At 60.2% G+C, this 16535-nt stretch carries 16 protein-coding genes; 13 read left to right on the top strand and 3 right to left on the bottom strand.

Annotation, left to right across the window (positions count from 1 at the left end):
• Nucleotides 1–10 precede the first annotated feature (10 nt).
• The 10 genes from JZI28_RS17210 (at nt 11) to recO (ending at nt 8581) form a co-directional block, all read left to right on the top strand.
• Nucleotides 11–2143, top strand: a complete 2133-nt coding sequence (locus tag JZI28_RS17210) for a RelA/SpoT family protein (protein WP_375698388.1) — start codon at nt 11–13, stop codon at nt 2141–2143.
• Between the two features lie 32 nt (nt 2144–2175).
• On the top strand, nt 2176–2883 hold the full coding sequence (locus JZI28_RS17205; RefSeq protein WP_375698387.1) for a DUF2062 domain-containing protein: 708 nt from the start codon (nt 2176–2178) through the stop codon (nt 2881–2883).
• Between the two features lie 84 nt (nt 2884–2967).
• Complete coding sequence (locus JZI28_RS17200) at nt 2968–3717, top strand: pyridoxine 5'-phosphate synthase (protein WP_375698386.1); 750 nt, start codon at nt 2968–2970, stop codon at nt 3715–3717.
• A 17-nt stretch (nt 3718–3734) separates the two neighbouring features.
• Nucleotides 3735–4265: a hypothetical protein gene (locus tag JZI28_RS17195; RefSeq protein ID WP_375698385.1), complete on the top strand. Its 531-nt coding sequence runs from the start codon at nt 3735–3737 to the stop codon at nt 4263–4265.
• Between the two features lie 81 nt (nt 4266–4346).
• Complete coding sequence (gene acpS / locus JZI28_RS17190; protein ID WP_297340852.1) at nt 4347–4802, top strand: holo-ACP synthase; 456 nt, start codon at nt 4347–4349, stop codon at nt 4800–4802.
• Between the two features lie 61 nt (nt 4803–4863).
• The gene (gene lepB, locus JZI28_RS17185; protein ID WP_295455130.1) at nt 4864–5700 is read left to right on the top strand and encodes a signal peptidase I; all 837 of its coding nucleotides are present in this window, start codon (nt 4864–4866) and stop codon (nt 5698–5700) included.
• Nucleotides 5697–6383, top strand: a complete 687-nt coding sequence (gene rnc / locus JZI28_RS17180; protein ID WP_295455128.1) for a ribonuclease III — start codon at nt 5697–5699, stop codon at nt 6381–6383. Before lepB ends, rnc begins: the two co-directional genes overlap by 4 nt.
• A complete protein-coding gene (era, locus tag JZI28_RS17175; RefSeq protein ID WP_295455126.1) occupies nt 6380–7285 on the top strand; it encodes a GTPase Era in 906 nt (301 codons plus the stop codon). The genes rnc and era overlap by 4 nt, the downstream gene beginning before the upstream one ends.
• Nucleotides 7286–7409: 124 nt before the next feature.
• Nucleotides 7410–7739: a DUF1491 family protein gene (locus JZI28_RS17170; protein ID WP_297340849.1), complete on the top strand. Its 330-nt coding sequence runs from the start codon at nt 7410–7412 to the stop codon at nt 7737–7739.
• A gap of 107 nt (nt 7740–7846) precedes the next feature.
• Nucleotides 7847–8581, top strand: a complete 735-nt coding sequence (gene recO, locus JZI28_RS17165) for a DNA repair protein RecO (RefSeq protein ID WP_375698384.1) — start codon at nt 7847–7849, stop codon at nt 8579–8581.
• Between the two features lie 2 nt (nt 8582–8583).
• Here recO and JZI28_RS17160 read toward each other — a convergent pair whose 3' ends face one another.
• Both JZI28_RS17160 and JZI28_RS17155 read right to left on the bottom strand, forming a co-directional pair.
• A complete protein-coding gene (locus JZI28_RS17160; protein WP_375698383.1) occupies nt 8584–9198 on the bottom strand; it encodes an SGNH/GDSL hydrolase family protein in 615 nt (204 codons plus the stop codon).
• Nucleotides 9199–9520: 322 nt separating this feature from the next.
• Nucleotides 9521–11206 carry an acyl-CoA dehydrogenase family protein gene (locus JZI28_RS17155; protein WP_375698382.1) on the bottom strand — a complete coding sequence of 562 codons (1686 nt, stop codon included), beginning with the start codon at nt 11204–11206 and terminating at the stop codon, nt 9521–9523.
• A 161-nt stretch (nt 11207–11367) separates the two neighbouring features.
• Here JZI28_RS17155 and JZI28_RS17150 point away from each other — a divergent pair, with 161 nt between their 5' ends.
• The 3 genes from JZI28_RS17150 (at nt 11368) to dgt (ending at nt 14533) form a co-directional block, all read left to right on the top strand.
• Entirely contained in the window at nt 11368–12135 is a 768-nt protein-coding gene (locus tag JZI28_RS17150; protein ID WP_375698381.1) for a sulfite exporter TauE/SafE family protein, read from the top strand.
• A 64-nt stretch (nt 12136–12199) separates the two neighbouring features.
• Nucleotides 12200–13096: a cation diffusion facilitator family transporter gene (locus tag JZI28_RS17145; RefSeq protein WP_375700117.1), complete on the top strand. Its 897-nt coding sequence runs from the start codon at nt 12200–12202 to the stop codon at nt 13094–13096.
• A 90-nt stretch (nt 13097–13186) separates the two neighbouring features.
• The gene (gene dgt, locus JZI28_RS17140) at nt 13187–14533 is read left to right on the top strand and encodes a dGTP triphosphohydrolase (protein WP_375700116.1); all 1347 of its coding nucleotides are present in this window, start codon (nt 13187–13189) and stop codon (nt 14531–14533) included.
• An 84-nt stretch (nt 14534–14617) separates the two neighbouring features.
• On the opposite strand, the gene JZI28_RS17135 is transcribed toward dgt, so the two are convergent.
• Entirely contained in the window at nt 14618–16216 is a 1599-nt protein-coding gene (locus JZI28_RS17135; RefSeq protein ID WP_295455112.1) for a phosphoenolpyruvate carboxykinase, read from the bottom strand.
• Nucleotides 16217–16535: the final 319 nt, after the last annotated feature.

Below are 16535 nucleotides of genomic sequence, written 5' to 3'. Positions count from 1 at the left end.
CGGACCGGATATGATTTCACCAGAAGACCTGATTGCTCTGGTCCGCAACTACAATCCCAAAACCAATGCAGACAAACTCGCCGAGGCCTTTGCCTATGGCGAAGAGATGCATGAAGGCCAGTTTCGTCACTCGGGCGAGCCCTATTTCACCCATCCCGTGGCCGTTGCGGCCCTGCTGACCGAACAGCGACTGGATGATGCCACCATCATCACCGCGCTGTTGCATGACACCATCGAAGACACCAAGGCCTCTTATGAAGAGGTGGTCAGCCGCTTTGGTACAGAGGTGGCCGAGCTGGTGGATGGGGTTACCAAACTGACCAATCTACAGCTGTCCAGCCGTGAGACCAAACAGGCGGAGAACTTCCGCAAGCTGTTCATGGCGATGTCCAAGGATCTGCGGGTCATTCTGGTCAAACTGGCTGACCGTCTGCACAATATGCGCACCATCAAGGCGATGCGGCCGGAAAAGCAGGCGCAAAAAGCCCGTGAAACCATGGATATCTACGCGCCGCTTGCGGGTCGCATGGGGATGCAATGGATGCGCGAAGAGCTGGAAGACCTGGCTTTCAAGGTGCTCAACCCCGAGGGCCGCCAGTCGATCATCCGCCGCTTTGTGACCTTGCAACGGGAAACCGGCGATGTGATCCACCGGATCACCGGTGATATGCGGATAGAGCTGGAAAAAGCCGGCATCGAGGCCGAAGTCTTTGGCCGCGCCAAGAAACCCTATTCGATCTGGCGCAAGATGCAGGCCAAGGATCAGGGCTTTTCGCGGCTGTCAGATATCTACGGGTTCCGTGTCATCACCCAATGCGAAGAAGACAGCTACCGGGCGCTGGGCTGTATTCACCAGCGCTGGCGGGCGGTGCCGGGACGGTTCAAGGACTATATCAGCCAGCCAAAATCCAATGGTTATCGCTCGATCCATACCACGGTTTCAGGCCGGGACGGCAAACGGGTGGAGGTGCAGATCCGCACCCGCCAGATGCATGATGTGGCCGAGACCGGCGTCGCGGCCCACTGGTCGTATCGCGATGGCGTGCGCTCGCAGAACCCCTTTGCTGTGGATCCGGCAAAATGGATCGCCTCGCTCACGGAGCAGTTCGACGGGGAAGAGGATCACGACGAGTTCCTCGAAGCGGTCAAGCTGGAGATGTATTCCGACCAGGTCTTTTGCTTCACGCCCAAAGGCGATGTGACCAAGCTGCCCAAGGGCGCAACTCCAATTGATTTTGCCTATGCCATTCACACCCGGATTGGCCATGCCTGCGTTGGCGCCAAGATCGACGGCATTCGGGTGCCCCTGTGGACGCGTATTCGCAACGGTCAATCGGTCGAGGTGATCACCGCCGAGGGGCAGACCCCACAGGTGAGCTGGCTGGAAATCGCCACCACTGGCAAGGCCCGCACCGCTATTCGCCGCGCTCTGCGCGAGGCGGACCGGGCGCGATTTGTCAAACTGGGGCGCGAACTCGCGCGCTCTGCTTTTGAACATGTGGGCCGTAAATCCACCGATAAGACACTGGAAACCGCCGCAAGAGCATTGCGCATCGAATCGGTGAACGAGTTGTTGGCGCGTCTCGGCGCTGCCGAGATCACCACCCATGATGTGGTGCAGGCGGTTTACCCTGAACTGTCATCACAAGAGGGTGAGGTGATTTCGCCCCGCCGTGCGGTTATTGGCCTGGAAGCGGGCCAGAGTTTTGAGCGCGCGCCCTGTTGTCAGCCCCTGCCGGGGGAGCGGATCATCGGCATCACTTACCGGGGCCGCGGCGTTGTGGTTCATGCGGCTGATTGCGATCGGTTGGGCGAGTTCGAGGAACAGCCGGAACGCTGGGTTGATGTGCATTGGCACAGTGGCACCCACCCGGCGGCCTACGGCGTCACCCTGGGGTTGACCATTGGCAACGATGCTGGTGTGCTGGGACGAATTTGCACATTGATTGGTGAAAAAAAGGCCAATATTTCCAATCTTGAATTTGTCGACCGGAAACCAGACTTTTACCGGCTGATGATAAATGTTGAACTTCGGGATGTAGAGCAACTGCATTCTCTGATGTTAACATTGGAGGCCGAGAGTAACGTCGCCGAGGTTGCGCGTTTCCGGGAGCAGCCGGAGAAACGTTTGATTTCGGGCTGAGGCTCGGTTGGAACTAGGAAGGACGCAGGGCTTTGGTATTCAGGCGCCGTGATAGACGCCCGCTTCATCGCGCGGTTGCGGATTTCATCTGGCCCCGTGGGGGCTGGAAACGGGCATTTCTATACGTAAAGCACCGGGTCCGCCGTCTGCCTGATTCGCCTGAACGCATCGCCCGCGGGGTCTGGGCCGGGGTCTTCACCACCTTTACGCCGTTTTATGCCATGCATTTTGTCGTCGCGGCACTGATTGCCCGCTTGATGAACGGCAATATTCTGGCGGCGCTGAGTGGAACCTTTTTTGGTAACCCGCTGACCTATGTGCCGATTGGTGTGGCTGCCTTGCAGACCGGGCACTGGCTGCTGGGCACCGAATACGAAGAGGTAGACCGCTCGCTGGTTGGTAAGTTCCTGGATGCGGGCAAAGATCTGAAAGACAATCTCTTTGCGCTGTTCCATGATCAGCCGGCCGACTGGCACGGGCTGTCGTTGTTCTACGATGAGGTGTTTTTTCCCTATCTGGTTGGTGGTGTTCTGCCCGGTGCCATCACCGCAACCATCTGTTACATGATCAGCCTGCCGGTGATCCGCGCCTACCAGCAGCACCGGCGGTCGCGCATCAAGGCCAAATTTGAAGCGATCAAGAAACGCGCCGAGATGGAGGCCGCCGGGATCACACCGGCTGCCGAGACCAAAAAAACCAAACCCAAACTGGCCCTGCCACGGGTGCGTAAAGTGAAATAACCCGCCGCCTCGTCGCGGGGGGTTGCTCTTGGCGGTCTGCTGTCTAATCTCGCGGCAACAGATACTGATCTCAGGATAGATGACATGGCTCAGAACGCGTTGCGATTGGGTGTGAATATTGACCACGTGGCCACCGTGCGAAATGCGCGGGGCGGCGATAACCCGGATCCGGTCCGGGCAGCGATCCTGGCACAGAGCGCAGGCGCCGATGGCATCACGGCCCATCTGCGTGAGGACCGCCGCCATATTGTCGACGCCGATATAGACGGCTTGATGGCGGCCCTGCGCATTCCGCTGAATTTCGAGATGGCCGCCACGGCAGAAATGCAGGCCATCGCCCTGCGTCACAAACCTCATGCGGTTTGTCTGGTGCCGGAAAAACGGGAAGAACGCACGACTGAGGGCGGGCTGGACGTGGCGGGCAATGACAATGCGCTTGCTGACTATATCACGCCTCTGCGCGAGGCCGGTAGCCGGGTGTCGATGTTCATCGGTGCCGAAAAGGCGCAGGTCGAGGCCAGCCACAGAATCGGCGCACCGGTGATCGAACTGCATGCGGGCGCCTATGCCGACGCCTGGGCCGAAGGCCGCTGGGACGCGCGCGACGCGGAACTGGCCAAGATTACCGAAATGGTCGCCTACGCCAGTGAACTGGGCTTGGAGGTGCATGTGGGCCATGGTCTGACCTATGACAGCGTTGGTCCGATTGCCGCCCTGCCAGAGGTCAAGGAGCTCAACATCGGTCATTTCCTGATGGGAGAGGCGATGTTTGTCGGCCTGCCCGCCGCCTTGGCCGAAATGCGCCGTCAGATGGATCTGGCACGCCAGAGTTAAAACTGAGGAGACCCAGGATGCGCCGTTTCTTTTCAGCACTTTTTGGCAGTGCGGTGATCGCTGTGTCAGGGGCGTCTGCTGTCGGGGCGCAAAGCCTGCAAAGCTGCGACTGGGTGGCCTCAGCCGCCAATCTGGTTGAACCTTGGGAAGAGACCAGTCGCACCTATGGGGATGGCGCGGTGCGTATCGCCCTGCTGGACACCGGCGGCGAGCCTGCCTGCTGTTCCAGTCATTTGCTTATCCTGTCGCCAGACCCTGACTATGGTCAGGCCTGTCACGTGCTGTCTGACCAGCCTGGAACCGGGTTTCGCCAGGTGTTCCTGGAAGAGAGCAACAGCCGCTATGAGGCTGGCAGGGGCCTGCTGGTGACCATTCCCGTTGGCCGGTTTGACCCGGATACCGGGGCCGTGGACAGGGCGGGCATCCGGCCTGTGTCGATCCGGATCAATCAAGCCTCGGGTCAAGTGACCCTGGAGGCGGCCGCTGCAGCCCCGAATTCTGCGCCGACTTCTGCCCCCTCATCTGGCGCTCAGGGGGCAAAGAAGTAACATCCTTTGGCAAGAGCGCCCTTGGACAATTGTGTCGCCTTGCACCCGGGGCATCGCCCTTGAACTCCTGAGAGGCCTACCATGATCCTTGGTATCGGAACCGACCTTGCCAATATCGAACGCATTCAGGGCACCCTGGATCGGTTTGGGGATCGGTTCCGCAATCGGGTGTTTACCGATGTCGAGCAGCGCAAGGCGGAGCGACGCCGCGATGTGGCGGGCACCTATGCCAAACGCTGGGCCGCCAAAGAAGCCTGTTCCAAAGCGCTGGGCACCGGGCTGCGGATGGGCATCGCCTGGAAGGACATGGCGGTCAGCAATCTGCGCAGTGGCCAGCCGGTAATGCAGGTCACTGGCTGGGCCGCCGAGCGCCTGGCTGAAATGACACCCGCTGGCCACAGCGCGATTATCCACGTGACATTGACCGATGATCACCCCTGGGCGCAGGCCTTTGTGGTCATTGAGGCCCGGCCAATTCACGCTCAGCCCGTGGATCAGTCTGCGGATCAGCCCTCTGAAACCGCCAGTGAAGCTTGACTCGCGCCCCTCACGCGCTCATGTAGCGCCGGACCCTTAAATTCATAACCCGGAGAGCCTGATGACGGCAAAACCCACGGCCGGACAATCGATCCTCGAAACGGTAAAGACCATTGTTTATGCCCTTTTGATTGCTGGGGTCTTTCGGACCCTGTTTTTTCAACCCTTCTGGATCCCATCGGGGTCGATGAAGGAGACGCTGCTCATTGGTGATTTCCTCTTCGTCAACAAGATGGCCTATGGCTATTCCTATGCCTCTTGTCCCAGTGTCCGCATCGGCGCTATCGGGCTGAATATCGATGCCGAAGACATCTGCGGCTTTCTCGACAATGATAACACCCGGTTGTTGGGCTCTGACCCAGAACGCGGCGATGTGGTTGTCTTCCGCCACCCGGTGACTGGCACCGACTTCATCAAACGGCTGGTTGGCCTGCCGGGGGACAGTATCCAGGTCAAAGATGGGGTGCTGTTCATCAACGGCACAGCCGTTGGGCTGGAGGATGCGGGCAACTTTGAGGAAGCCATGGCGCCGCAGGGGCCACAGGGCTCTCGACCTCGCTGTGAAAACGCGCCTGTTGGTCTGGGTGGGGCCTGCCTCAAATCGCGCCAGATTGAGACCTTCCCCAATGGCAACACCCATGCCATCCTCAATATTGGCAACCAGTCTGCGGATCACACGGGCGTCTATAAGGTGCCTGAGGGGCATTTTTTCTTCATGGGTGACAACCGCGATAATTCCAGTGACAGCCGTCTGGTACAGACCGCTGGCGGGGTTGGCTTTGTGCCACTCAAAAATCTGATCGGGCGCGCGGATCGCATCATGTTCTCGTCTGCTGGCCGCTCCATGTTGTTTTTCTGGACCTGGCGTTCTGACCGCTACTTCAAGGGGATCGAGTGAAACTATCGAAAGAAATGCGCGTCTTTGAGCAGCGGATCGGGCACCAGTTTGCCCGGCCGGAGCTTTTGGTGCGCGCCTTGACCCACCCCTCGGTGTCTTCTCCAAACCGCAAGGATAACCAGCGTCTGGAGTTTCTCGGGGATCGTGTGCTTGGCCTGGTCATGGCAACAGCCCTGCTGGAGCATGACAAGGAGGCCAGCGAAGGCCAGTTGGCGCCACGCTTTAACGCGCTGGTGCGCAAAGAAGCCTGCGCCGATGTCGCCCGCGAGATCGAACTGGGTGAGGTGCTGAAACTGGGGCGTTCGGAAATGATGTCCGGCGGGCGCCGCAAGCTGGCCCTGTTGGGCGATGGCATGGAGGCGGTGATTGCTGCCGTCTACAAAGACGCCGGGTTCGAAGTCGCCCAGGCGATGATCCTGCGGCTCTGGGGCGCGCGTATTCATCAGGTGGAGGCCGACGCCCGAGATCCCAAAACCGCGCTACAGGAATATGTCCAGGCGCGCCGTCAGAATCCACCGGACTACGTGCAGGTGGCACGCGAAGGTCCGGATCACCAACCTATTTTTACCATTGCTGTTCGGCTGGAAGATGGCACCGAAGAGCGCGCAACTGCGGGCTCAAAACGTCTCGCAGAACAGGCCGCAGCCAAGGCGCTCTTGGCACGTTTGGAGCACTCAACATGACAACACGCGCCGGTTTCGTCGCCCTGATCGGAGAGCCCAACGCGGGCAAATCCACTCTTCTTAACCGAATGGTCGGGGCCAAGGTCTCGATCGTCACCCATAAGGTCCAGACCACCCGCGCCCGGGTGCGCGGCGTGGCGATGGAAGGCGAAAGCCAGATCGTTTTTGTCGACACGCCGGGCCTGTTTCAGCCCCGCCGCCGTCTGGATCGCGCCATGGTGGCAGCCGCCTGGGGCGGCGCTGCCGATGCTGAAATTGTGCTGCTGCTGGTCGAGGCCCACCGGGGCATCACCGAAGGGGTGGAGCGCATTCTCGAAGGTCTCGCGGATGTGGCTCAGGGCCGGACCGTGGCTCTGGTGATCAACAAAATCGACCGGGTGCAATCCGAGGTGCTGCTTGGCCTCACCAAGGATCTGAACGATCGCTTTGATTTTGCCGAAACCTTTTTGATCTCGGCCGAACGCGGCCATGGGGTCGAGGTGCTGCGCAGCTGGCTGGCCAAAACACTGCCCGAAGGTCCCTGGCTCTACCCCGAAGACCAGATCGCTGATCTGCCAATGCGGATGATCGCGGCGGAAATCACCCGCGAAAAACTGACCCTGCGCCTGCACCAGGAACTGCCCTATCAGATGACGGTCGAGACCGAAAACTGGGAAGAGCGCAAAGATGGCTCGGCCAAGATCGACCAGGTGATCTATGTGGTCCGCGATGGTCACAAAGGCATCGTTCTGGGCAAGCGCGGCGAAACCATTAAATCCGTGTCGCAATCCTCCCGCGAAGAACTGACCGAGTTCCTGGGCCGCAAGGTGCACCTGTTCCTGCAGGTCAAAGTGCGCCCCAACTGGCTGGAAGAGGCCGAGCGTTACTCGGAAATGGGACTGGACTTCAAAGACGGCAACTAAGCGGGGCGCGCTCTGCACAGGGCGCGTACCACCCTTCATCTTTCCCTAACTATCTCCGCCGGAGGCTCCGGCAGCTGCCACAGATGCTGCGGCCTGCGGCGGGGATCACACCAGAGGCCCCGCAATGCCCCGACTGACCGCCCGTTTCTGGGTTGATGCCTATCTTGCCCGCCTGCGGTTTCAGGATATTCCGGGGTTTGTCACCGCCCATGGCGATGACACCGCAGGCGCGGTGCTGGTCAAGCTGAACACCCTGGACGGGCAGGCGCAGTCGTTTCATCGCTCCTACGATTTGATGAGCGGCGCACGCAAATGGATCGAACATGCCAGCGGAGTTGAGGCGGATGTGGACGCCGCGATCCGACGCCAGCAAGAGTTTGACCCCGATCTCTGGGTGATTGAGATTGAGGACCGTGCCGGGCGTCACCTGCTGGATGAACCAGGGCTGGAATGATCTTGGTTTGAACACCCAAGCTCCAAGGGCTGAGGCAAGGCTTGCCGTTGGGGGGCTGTTAGGGTCTGATAGTCAGGGCCGCAGCGCGCAATCAGGGGGAAATATCAGTGGAATGGCGTGATCATGGCATTCTGTTGTCCCGACGGCGTCACGGCGAAGGGGCTGCAATTATTGATGTTTTTACTGAACATCACGGCCGCCACGCCGGTATTGTGCATGGGGGCGCCAGTCGCAAAAAGGCGCCGGTGCTACAACCGGGTGCGCAGCTGGATCTGTTGTGGCGGGCTCGGCTGCAGGATCACCTGGGCAGCTATCAGGCCGAACCTCTGCGCAGCCGCGCGGCGGCGGCCTTTTCTGGTCGTATGGCCTTGGCGGGGCTGAATGCGGTGACAGCGCTGTTGGGGTTTTGTCTGCCCGAGCGCGAAGCCTACCCGGTGCTTTACAAACAGTCCGAACAATTGCTGGACCTGCTGGAGCAGGCGGAGGTCTGGCCCCTGGCCTACCTGCGCTGGGAAATGGCCTTGCTCAAAGAAATGGGCTTTGGGCTTGATCTCAGCGCCTGCGCGGTGTCCGGGCGCAACGAAGATCTGGCCTATATTTCGCCTCGGACGGGGCGGGCGGTGTCCGTTCAGGAGGCGGGGCAATGGGTCAGCCGCCTGTTGCCGTTGCCGCCGGTCCTGCGCGGGATCGGTGAGGCTGCAGATCATGAGGTGGCGCAGGGGCTGCAGACCACCGGATTTTTCCTGGCAGAGCGGCTGGCACCCAGTCTGGGGAACCAGCCGCTGCCCGAAGCCCGCAGCAGGTTTGTTGATGCCTTCATGCGGCGATTTCCGGACAGCTGAGACTACTCCGCCTGTGTTGCTTCGGTGATCAAATTCACAATGCGGGTTGCAATAGCATCGCTTCCCTTGACCGAGGGGTGGATCATATCAATCGCGTGGTAGCTGCGATCCCCATGTGGCACCAGGTCGGCCAGAGACAGGAAAAAGACGCCCTCGTCTCGGGCTGCCATCCGGGCCGCGCGTCGATCCAGCTCTTCGCCTTCGTCCTTGCAGTGTTCAATGGGAGAGCCAAGTCCGGGGCTGCGCAGATAGCCGGTGTAGATCACCTTGGCCCCCTTGCTGCGCAGCTGGTTCACCAGATCAGGAATTGCGCCGCTGCTGCCATCGCTGGTGGCCAACCCGTCCATCTTGCGCCCACATGCGGTGCAGCCGCACCCCAGCCACAGGTCATTGCCGCCGCCATTCAACACCACCCAGTTCCAGTCGCCCGCATTCCAGTCGCCCTTGGGCATTTGTTTGGGAATACTCAACCCGGCCGCGCCACTGACGGGCAGGCGATAGATCATGCGCGCCGCAGAAAGGGAGCGATCAGTGACCTCGACTTGGAGGTGTTCCTCCATCACGTCTGAGACCGCCCGCTGGGAGGTGCCATTCCAGGCCATCAGCGAATCGCCCATCACCAAAATTCCGCCCTCCGGGTTCTGGGGTGCGCGCTCGCCACAGCCGGATAGGGTAAGCAAGGCACAGAAAATGCAAGATAACCGGGGCAGAAATTGAAGCATGGGCACAGGGCTCACTTGGAGAGTAAATCGAATTTTAAATGCAGTTATACCGGATGTTGTAAATCAATAAACATCAGGGCAGGCGGTAAGGCAAAGCCGGGGAATTGTAGGGCAACAGGCCTGATGCGGGCCTTATGCCGAGATAAGATTGAGCTAACACCAGGAACAAAAAAGCCCGACCAATGGCCGGGCTTTTAGGGATCTTGTTGTAAAAGGATCAGGCCAGAAGGCGGCGGGCAATAACCTGTGCCTGAATTTCTGCGGCGCCTTCAAAGATGTTCAGGATCCGCGCATCACACAGCACCCGGCTGATTTTATACTCCAGCGCAAAGCCATTGCCGCCGTGGATCTGCAAACCGTTGTCAGCAGCGGCCCAGGCCACCCGGGCACCCAGCAGTTTTGCCATGCCGGCTTCCAGATCGCAGCGATGGCCGTGATCCTTTTCCCAGGCCGAGAAATACGTGAGCTGACGCGCCACCATTATCTCGACTGCCATCATCGCCAGCTTGCCGGAGACGCGGGGGAAGTTGATCAGGCTCTTGCCGAATTGTTTGCGGTCCTGGGCGTATTGCATGGAGATATCCAGTGCCGACTGGGCCACGCCGATGGCGCGGGCTGCGGTCTGGATCCGGGCGCTTTCAAAGGTCTCCATCAGCTGTTTGAAGCCCTTGCCCTCGGCGCCGCCCAGCAGGTTTGCCTGTTTCACGGCAAATCCGTCAAAGCCCAGCTCGTATTCCTTCATGCCGCGATAGCCCAGTACTTCGATCTCGCCGCCGGTCATGCCGGGGGTTGGGAAAGGTGCCTCATCTGTACCGGGGGTCTTTTCTGCCAGGAACATCGACAGGCCCCGGTGATCGGTGGTGTCGGGGTCGGTGCGTGCCAACAGGGTCATCACATGGGTGCGGGCCGCATGGGTGATCCAGGTCTTGTTGCCGGTGACCTCATAATCGCCGGCCTCGTTTTTGACCGCGCGGGTGCGCAATGAGCCAAGGTCGGACCCGGTGTTTGGCTCGGTGAACACAGCTGTGGGCAGGATTTCGGCGCTGGCGATTTTGGGCAGCCACTGGGCTTTTTGCTCATCGGTGCCGCCACAAAGGATCAGTTCAGCGGCGATTTCCGAGCGGGTGGCGAGGGAGCCGACACCGATGTAGCCGCGCGACAGCTCTTCAGAGACCACAACCATCGAGGCCTTGGAGAGGCCAAAGCCACCAAATTCTTCGGGGATGGTCAGGCCAAAGACGCCCATTTCGGCCAGCTCTTCGATGACCTCCATCGGGATCAGCTCATCCTTCAGATGCCAGTCATGGGCGTGGGGCTCAACCTTGTCTGATGCGTAGCGGCGGAACTGATCGCGGATCATTTCCAGCTCTTCTTCCAGACCCGACGCGCCGAACATGGTGGCGCCGGCCTGCTCTTGCATCAGCTCGGCCAGGCGGCTGCGTGCAGCCTGGGTATTGCCAGACTCGGTGAGGGCCACAACCGCCTCGGTGCGCAGCGCCCCCACGGCGTCCTGACCCAGGCCAAGATCCTGCAGCCGCAGGATTTCACCCTGGTTCATCTGAATGCCGCCCTGAACCTGCGCCAGATATTCGCCAAAGGCGATCTGGTGGATCAGCTGCTCCATCTCATGGAAGCCGCCATCGCTTTGCAGCTTGTCAGCCCAGTCCTGCATCTGGCGCAGCGCATAGACATAGGTGGCAAGCCAGGACAGCCCGTGCGCTGCGGTCTGGTTGGCTTCGATCAACTGGCCGGAAACGCGACCCTCCTGGGTGACCTGGTTGCGCACCGCAACCCGGGCGGCCTCCAGGGTCGCTTCGAGGGGGGCAATTGCTGCGCCAGTGAGCGCCAGCAGATCTGGGAGCACAATCGGTTTCATTTGCAGGTCCTGTCCGTCATGAGCCATTGAATCACGTCCTTCTTGGGTCGCTAAGGTGGTAAATCACTTTGCAGGTGCAGCGCAACAAAAATACGCCGCGCTGCGGCAAGGTGATAAAAAGTTGCGTGACGGAATTTGGCGCTCTGCGGTGGTTCTCCTTGCGGGAATGGGATGATAGGGCAGACTACATGGACGCATTTTTTTCACTCATTTCCGCCAGTGATTTGGCGATCGCCTTTGGGATTGCGCTGCTTGCCGGCACGGTGAAGGGCATGGTTGGCTTTGCGCTGCCAATGATTCTGGTCTCGGGGTTGAGCCTGTTTATCGCCCCCGAGCTGGCGCTGGCGGGGCTGATCCTGCCGACACTGGTGACCAATTGGATGCAGGCGCTGCGACAGGGCGGCGGCGCGGCCTTTGCCTCGCTTAAGCGGTTCCGTCTGTTCCTGTTGGCGGGGTTGGTGTTTTTGCTGCTCAGCGCCCAGATGGTGCGGGTGCTGCCGCAGCAGGTGATGTTCCTGGCGATTGGTGGCCCGGTGACCCTGTTTGTCTTGCTGCAGCTGATGGGGGTGCCTCTCACCCTGGCCAAGCCGACGCCACGGGTTGAGGTCATGGTCGGGGCCTTTGCCGGGTTGATCGGCGGGATCTCTGGTGTCTGGGGGCCACCAACGGTGGCCTATCTGACCGCGTTAGGCACTGAAAAGAGCGAACAGATCCGGGTGCAGGGGGTGATCTACGGCATGGGCGCCTTTGCGCTGTTGTTTGCCCATATTGGGTCGGGCGTGATGCGCCCCGCGACCCTGCCGTTTTCGATCCTGCTGATTGTCCCGGCTGTGCTGGGCATGTGGATTGGTGGGATGTTGCATGATCGCATTGATCAAAGAGTTTTTAAGCAAGCTACGCTAATTGTTCTGCTTCTGGCCGGGCTCAATCTGTTGCGCCGCGGGTTGATGTTGTAGGCTGGCCGTGTTGGACGACTGGCCGATCTGGCAAGCTGGTGTAACCAAGGAACACAAAAGCGCGATGCAGGGGATGAACGCAGAACGACTGGCTCTGGGCACCATCCTGATTGCCGTATTGGTGCTGGGCCTGAAACTGGTGGCCTGGTGGCTGACAGATTCGGTGGCCTTGCTGTCGGACGCGCTGGAGTCGCTGGTCAATGTCGGCGGGGCGGTGATGGCCTGGATGGCGGTGCATTACGCCAAAAAGCCCGCAGATGCCGGCCATCCCTTTGGCCATTACAAGGCCGAGTATTTCTCGGCTGTTCTTGAAGGCATCATGATCATCATTGCGGCGCTGCTGATTGTTCAGCAGTCGGTGCAGGCGCTTGGCAACCTGAACGAGACGGTGACCTGGGGCCGCGCCGGGCTGCTGGTCAATGGGGCGGCCCTGGTGTTGAACCTGCTGTGGGCGCGGTTGTTGATCAGCCGGGGCGGGGCGCTGAACTCTCCGGCGCTGACCGCCGGCGGGCGTCATTTGATGAGCGACGTCTGGACCTCGGTTGGGGTTTTGCTGGGGCTGGTGCTGGCGATGGTCACCGGATGGGCCATATTGGACCCGCTGTTGGCGCTGTTTGTGGCGGTGAATATCCTGCGCGAAGGCTACGGTGTTGTCGCCTCCTCGGTGAATGGGCTGATGGATTCCGCCGCCCCCAAGGAAGAGCGCGCCCGGATCGAAGAGCTGCTGCATCATGCGGCTGCGGGGGCGTTGCAGGTGCATGGGCTGAAAACCCGCCGCGCGGGTGTCGCCCTGTTTGTCGAATGCCACATGGTGGTGGAAGGCACGATGACGGTGCAGGCCTCTCACACGATCTGTGACCGCATCGAAGACCGCATCCAGGCCAGCTTTCCAGAGGCGCAGGTCACCATCCATGTCGAACCGGAACATAAACTGGAACCATCGGGCATCGCCCCGGTGTAAACCCGTCGGTGAAGCATTTGCATTTTGCCGCGTGCTCCCGTTTAACCGCCACAACGAAAGCGGCAGTCACGGGAGCGAGGCGCGATGGCGATGGAATGGGACAGGTTGTTGAATGCGGGGCGTCTGTGCCGCCCGGACTATCCCGAGGATCCTGGCCGTCCGGCCTACCTGCAGGACTATGATCGCATCCTGTTCTCAGAGCCTTTCCGTCGCCTGGCGCAAAAGACCCAGGTGCATCCCCTTTATGAACATGACCATGTGCACCACCGGATGATCCATTCGCTGGAGACCGCCAGCGCCGGGCGCTCGCTTGGGGTGCTGGCGGGGCAGGCGATGCTCAAGCAGGGATTTATCACCGAGGCGCAGCGCGATGTGATTGCCGGCACGGTTCAGGCGGCCTGTCTGGTGCATGACATTGGCAACCCGCCCTTTGGCCATTCCGGCGAAGACAGCATTGGCCAGTGGTTTGCGACGCAGTTTCAGGCGAAGAGCGGCGTTGCCGGAGCCGTCCCTGCAGCCCAGCAGGCTGAGTTTGAGGCCTTTGAGGGCAATGCCCAGGGCTTTCGCATTGCAGCGGCCCTGGAAATGGCCCGGCGCGATGGCGGCATGCGCCTGTCCTATGCGACCCTTGCGGCATTTATGAAATACCCCTGCACCGCCGAGGCCCGGCACCTGGCCACTCCCGGCTATGTGGGGCTCAAGAAATTTGGTGTCTTTGGCTCAGAGGCGGCATTGTTTGCCGAGGTGGCCGAGGCCACGGGGCTGCGCAGTGATTGCGCCGGGCCGGGGAAATATTGGCGGCGCCACCCGCTGGCCTTCCTCGTCGAGGCGGCGGATGACATCTGCTATCGGATCCTGGATCTGGAAGACGCCGCCACGGTAGGCGACCTCAGCACCGCCCAGGTGATCGACTGTCTGGAAATGATTGCAGGTAAGCCCAACCGGGCGGATGATACGGCTATGACGGCGCGCGAAATTGTCGCCATGCGCCGGGCCAGCGCCATCCATCAGGCGATCATAGCCGCGGTTGCCGCCTTCATGGACAATTATGATGCTATCATGGCGGGTGAGTTCAACGACGGTCTGATGGAGGTCTCCTCCAAGGCGGCTGCCTTTGATCAGATGAAAGAGATTTCAAATGCGCGGATCTTTACGGCACGGCGCAAGACCGAGCTGGAGATTGCCGGGCGTCAGGTGATTTTTGCGGTGCTGGATCATTTCCACGGGCTGTATGATGATCTGCGCAGCTGTGACTGGGATGTTGAGGCGTTTCTGGCCGGCAATGGCTACTGGGCCAAACTGGTGCGGGCGGTGGATCTGGATCTGCGCGGCATTACGGATGAATACAGCGCCATGCATAGCCTGGGGGATTTTGTATCTGGCATGACCGACCGCTACGCGGTGAAGGTGCGCGACATGGTGGCTGGGCGGATCTAATCTGGCCAAAAGGCACCACCGCAGCAGGATAGACAAAAAAACCCGGCCACTGGCCGGGTTTTCTATTTCGCGGTGACGCGGGCCTTAGCTGATCGCGGCGGCTTTTACGTCTTCGTCGATATAGGGCAGATACTGTTCGAAGTTGTTGGAGAACATTTCAACCAGTTTGGCGGCCTGTTTGTCATAGGCGGCCTGATCGTCCCAGGTGCGGCGTGGGTCCAGCAGGACTTCGGCAACGCCGGGCACCGAAACAGGCACGTCAAAGCCAAAGTTGCTGTCCTTGCGGAACTCGACCTCGGCCAGAGTGCCTTCGAGGGCAGCGGTCAGCAGCCCGCGTGTGGCGCGGATCGGCATCCGCGAGCCAACGCCGTAGGCACCACCGGTCCAGCCGGTGTTGACCAACCAGCAGGTTGCCCCATGGGCGGCGATCTTTTCGCGCAGCAGGTTGCCGTAGACCTCGGGGCGGCGTGGCATGAACGGCGCGCCAAAGCAGGTGGAGAAGGTGGGCTCGGGCTCGGTCACGCCGCGCTCGGTGCCGGCCACCTTGGAGGTGAAACCAGACAGGAAGTGGTACATCGCCTGCGCCGGGGTCAGACGGGCAATCGGAGGCAGCACTCCAAAGGCATCGCAGGTCAGCATGATGATGTTCTTGGGGTGGCCGCCAAGCGCGGTTTCCGAGGCGTTGGAGATATAGTGCAGCGGATAGGCGCAGCGCATGTTTGCCGTCAGGCTGTCGTCTTCAAAGTCCAGCTCTTTGGTCTCTTCGTCAAAGACCATGTTTTCGATCACGGTGCCGAACTTTGTGGTGGTCGCGTAGATCTCTGGCTCGGCCTCGGGGTTGAGGCTGATGGTCTTGGCGTAGCAGCCGCCTTCAAAGTTGAAGGTGCCATTATCGGCCCAGCCGTGCTCATCGTCGCCGATCAGAACGCGGTCAGGGTCAGCAGAGAGCGTGGTCTTGCCGGTGCCGGACAGACCAAAGAACACGGCGGTGTCGACAGGGTTGCCCTTGGCGTGGTTGGCCGAGCAATGCATCGGCATGATGCCTTTTTCGGGCAGCAGGTAGTTCAGCAGGGTAAAGACGGATTTCTTGTTTTCACCGGCATATTCGGTGCCACCGATCAGGATCATCTTGCGATCAAAGTTCATCGCAATGACGGTTTCGGTACGGCAATCGTGACGCTTGGGGTCGGCCTGGAAGCTGGGGCAGTTGATGACGGTGAAGTCTGCAACAAAATCGTTCAGGTCTTCGCGCTCGGGGCGCCGCAACATGGTGCGGATGAACAGCCCGTGCCAGGCCAGCTCGGTGACCATGCGGACATTGATCGAATGCTTGGGGTCGGCACCGCCAACCAGATCCTGCACGTGGTAGTCGCCACCTTTCATGTGCTCCAGCATATCGACATAGAGATTGTCGAACCCTTCGGGCGACATCTCGGCGTTATTTTCCCACCAGATGGTGTCTTTGACGCTGTCGGATTTGACGACGTGCTTATCCTTGGGGGAGCGACCGGTGAACTTGCCGGTGGTCACAAGGAACGCGCCGCCATTGCCCAGGGTGCCTTCGTTGCGCTTTACCGCTGCTTCGACAAGGGCAGGCTCCATGAGGTTGTAATGGACATTGCCCAGACCCTCGATACCTTGATCCTCGAGGCGGAAATTCGGGTTAACCCGTCCAGATGCCATGTGTTCTCTCTCCTGTGCCGGCTTGGTGTGCCGCATAGATTAAAAGCTGCGCCCCAAAGGCAGATCGGGGCATAGGGTCCGGTATCGACACCGGTGAGGCAGCTCATAACATGACGTTTCCATGACTGAACAGGACGGTTTGGCGCAGTTAGCGCCATCAAGGCGGAGTTTAGCGCAACCATCTGTCGCGGGGATGGATCGCTGTTCACTGTTCAGCGGTTGATAAGACATTTTTGCCCTAATTGTGGCCAAAGAGAGACCTGATTCGCCAATGGGGATTGATTCGTCGCGCAAGACGGGCGATGAAAGGGAAAAAATA

Origin of the sequence: Pseudophaeobacter sp. TrK17 (assembly GCF_042192375.1) — a bacterium.
In the GTDB taxonomy this organism is placed as follows: domain Bacteria; phylum Pseudomonadota; class Alphaproteobacteria; order Rhodobacterales; family Rhodobacteraceae; genus Pseudophaeobacter.
The sequence above is the reverse complement of the archived record's forward strand: the minus strand, read 5'-3'. Positions and strand labels throughout refer to the sequence as shown.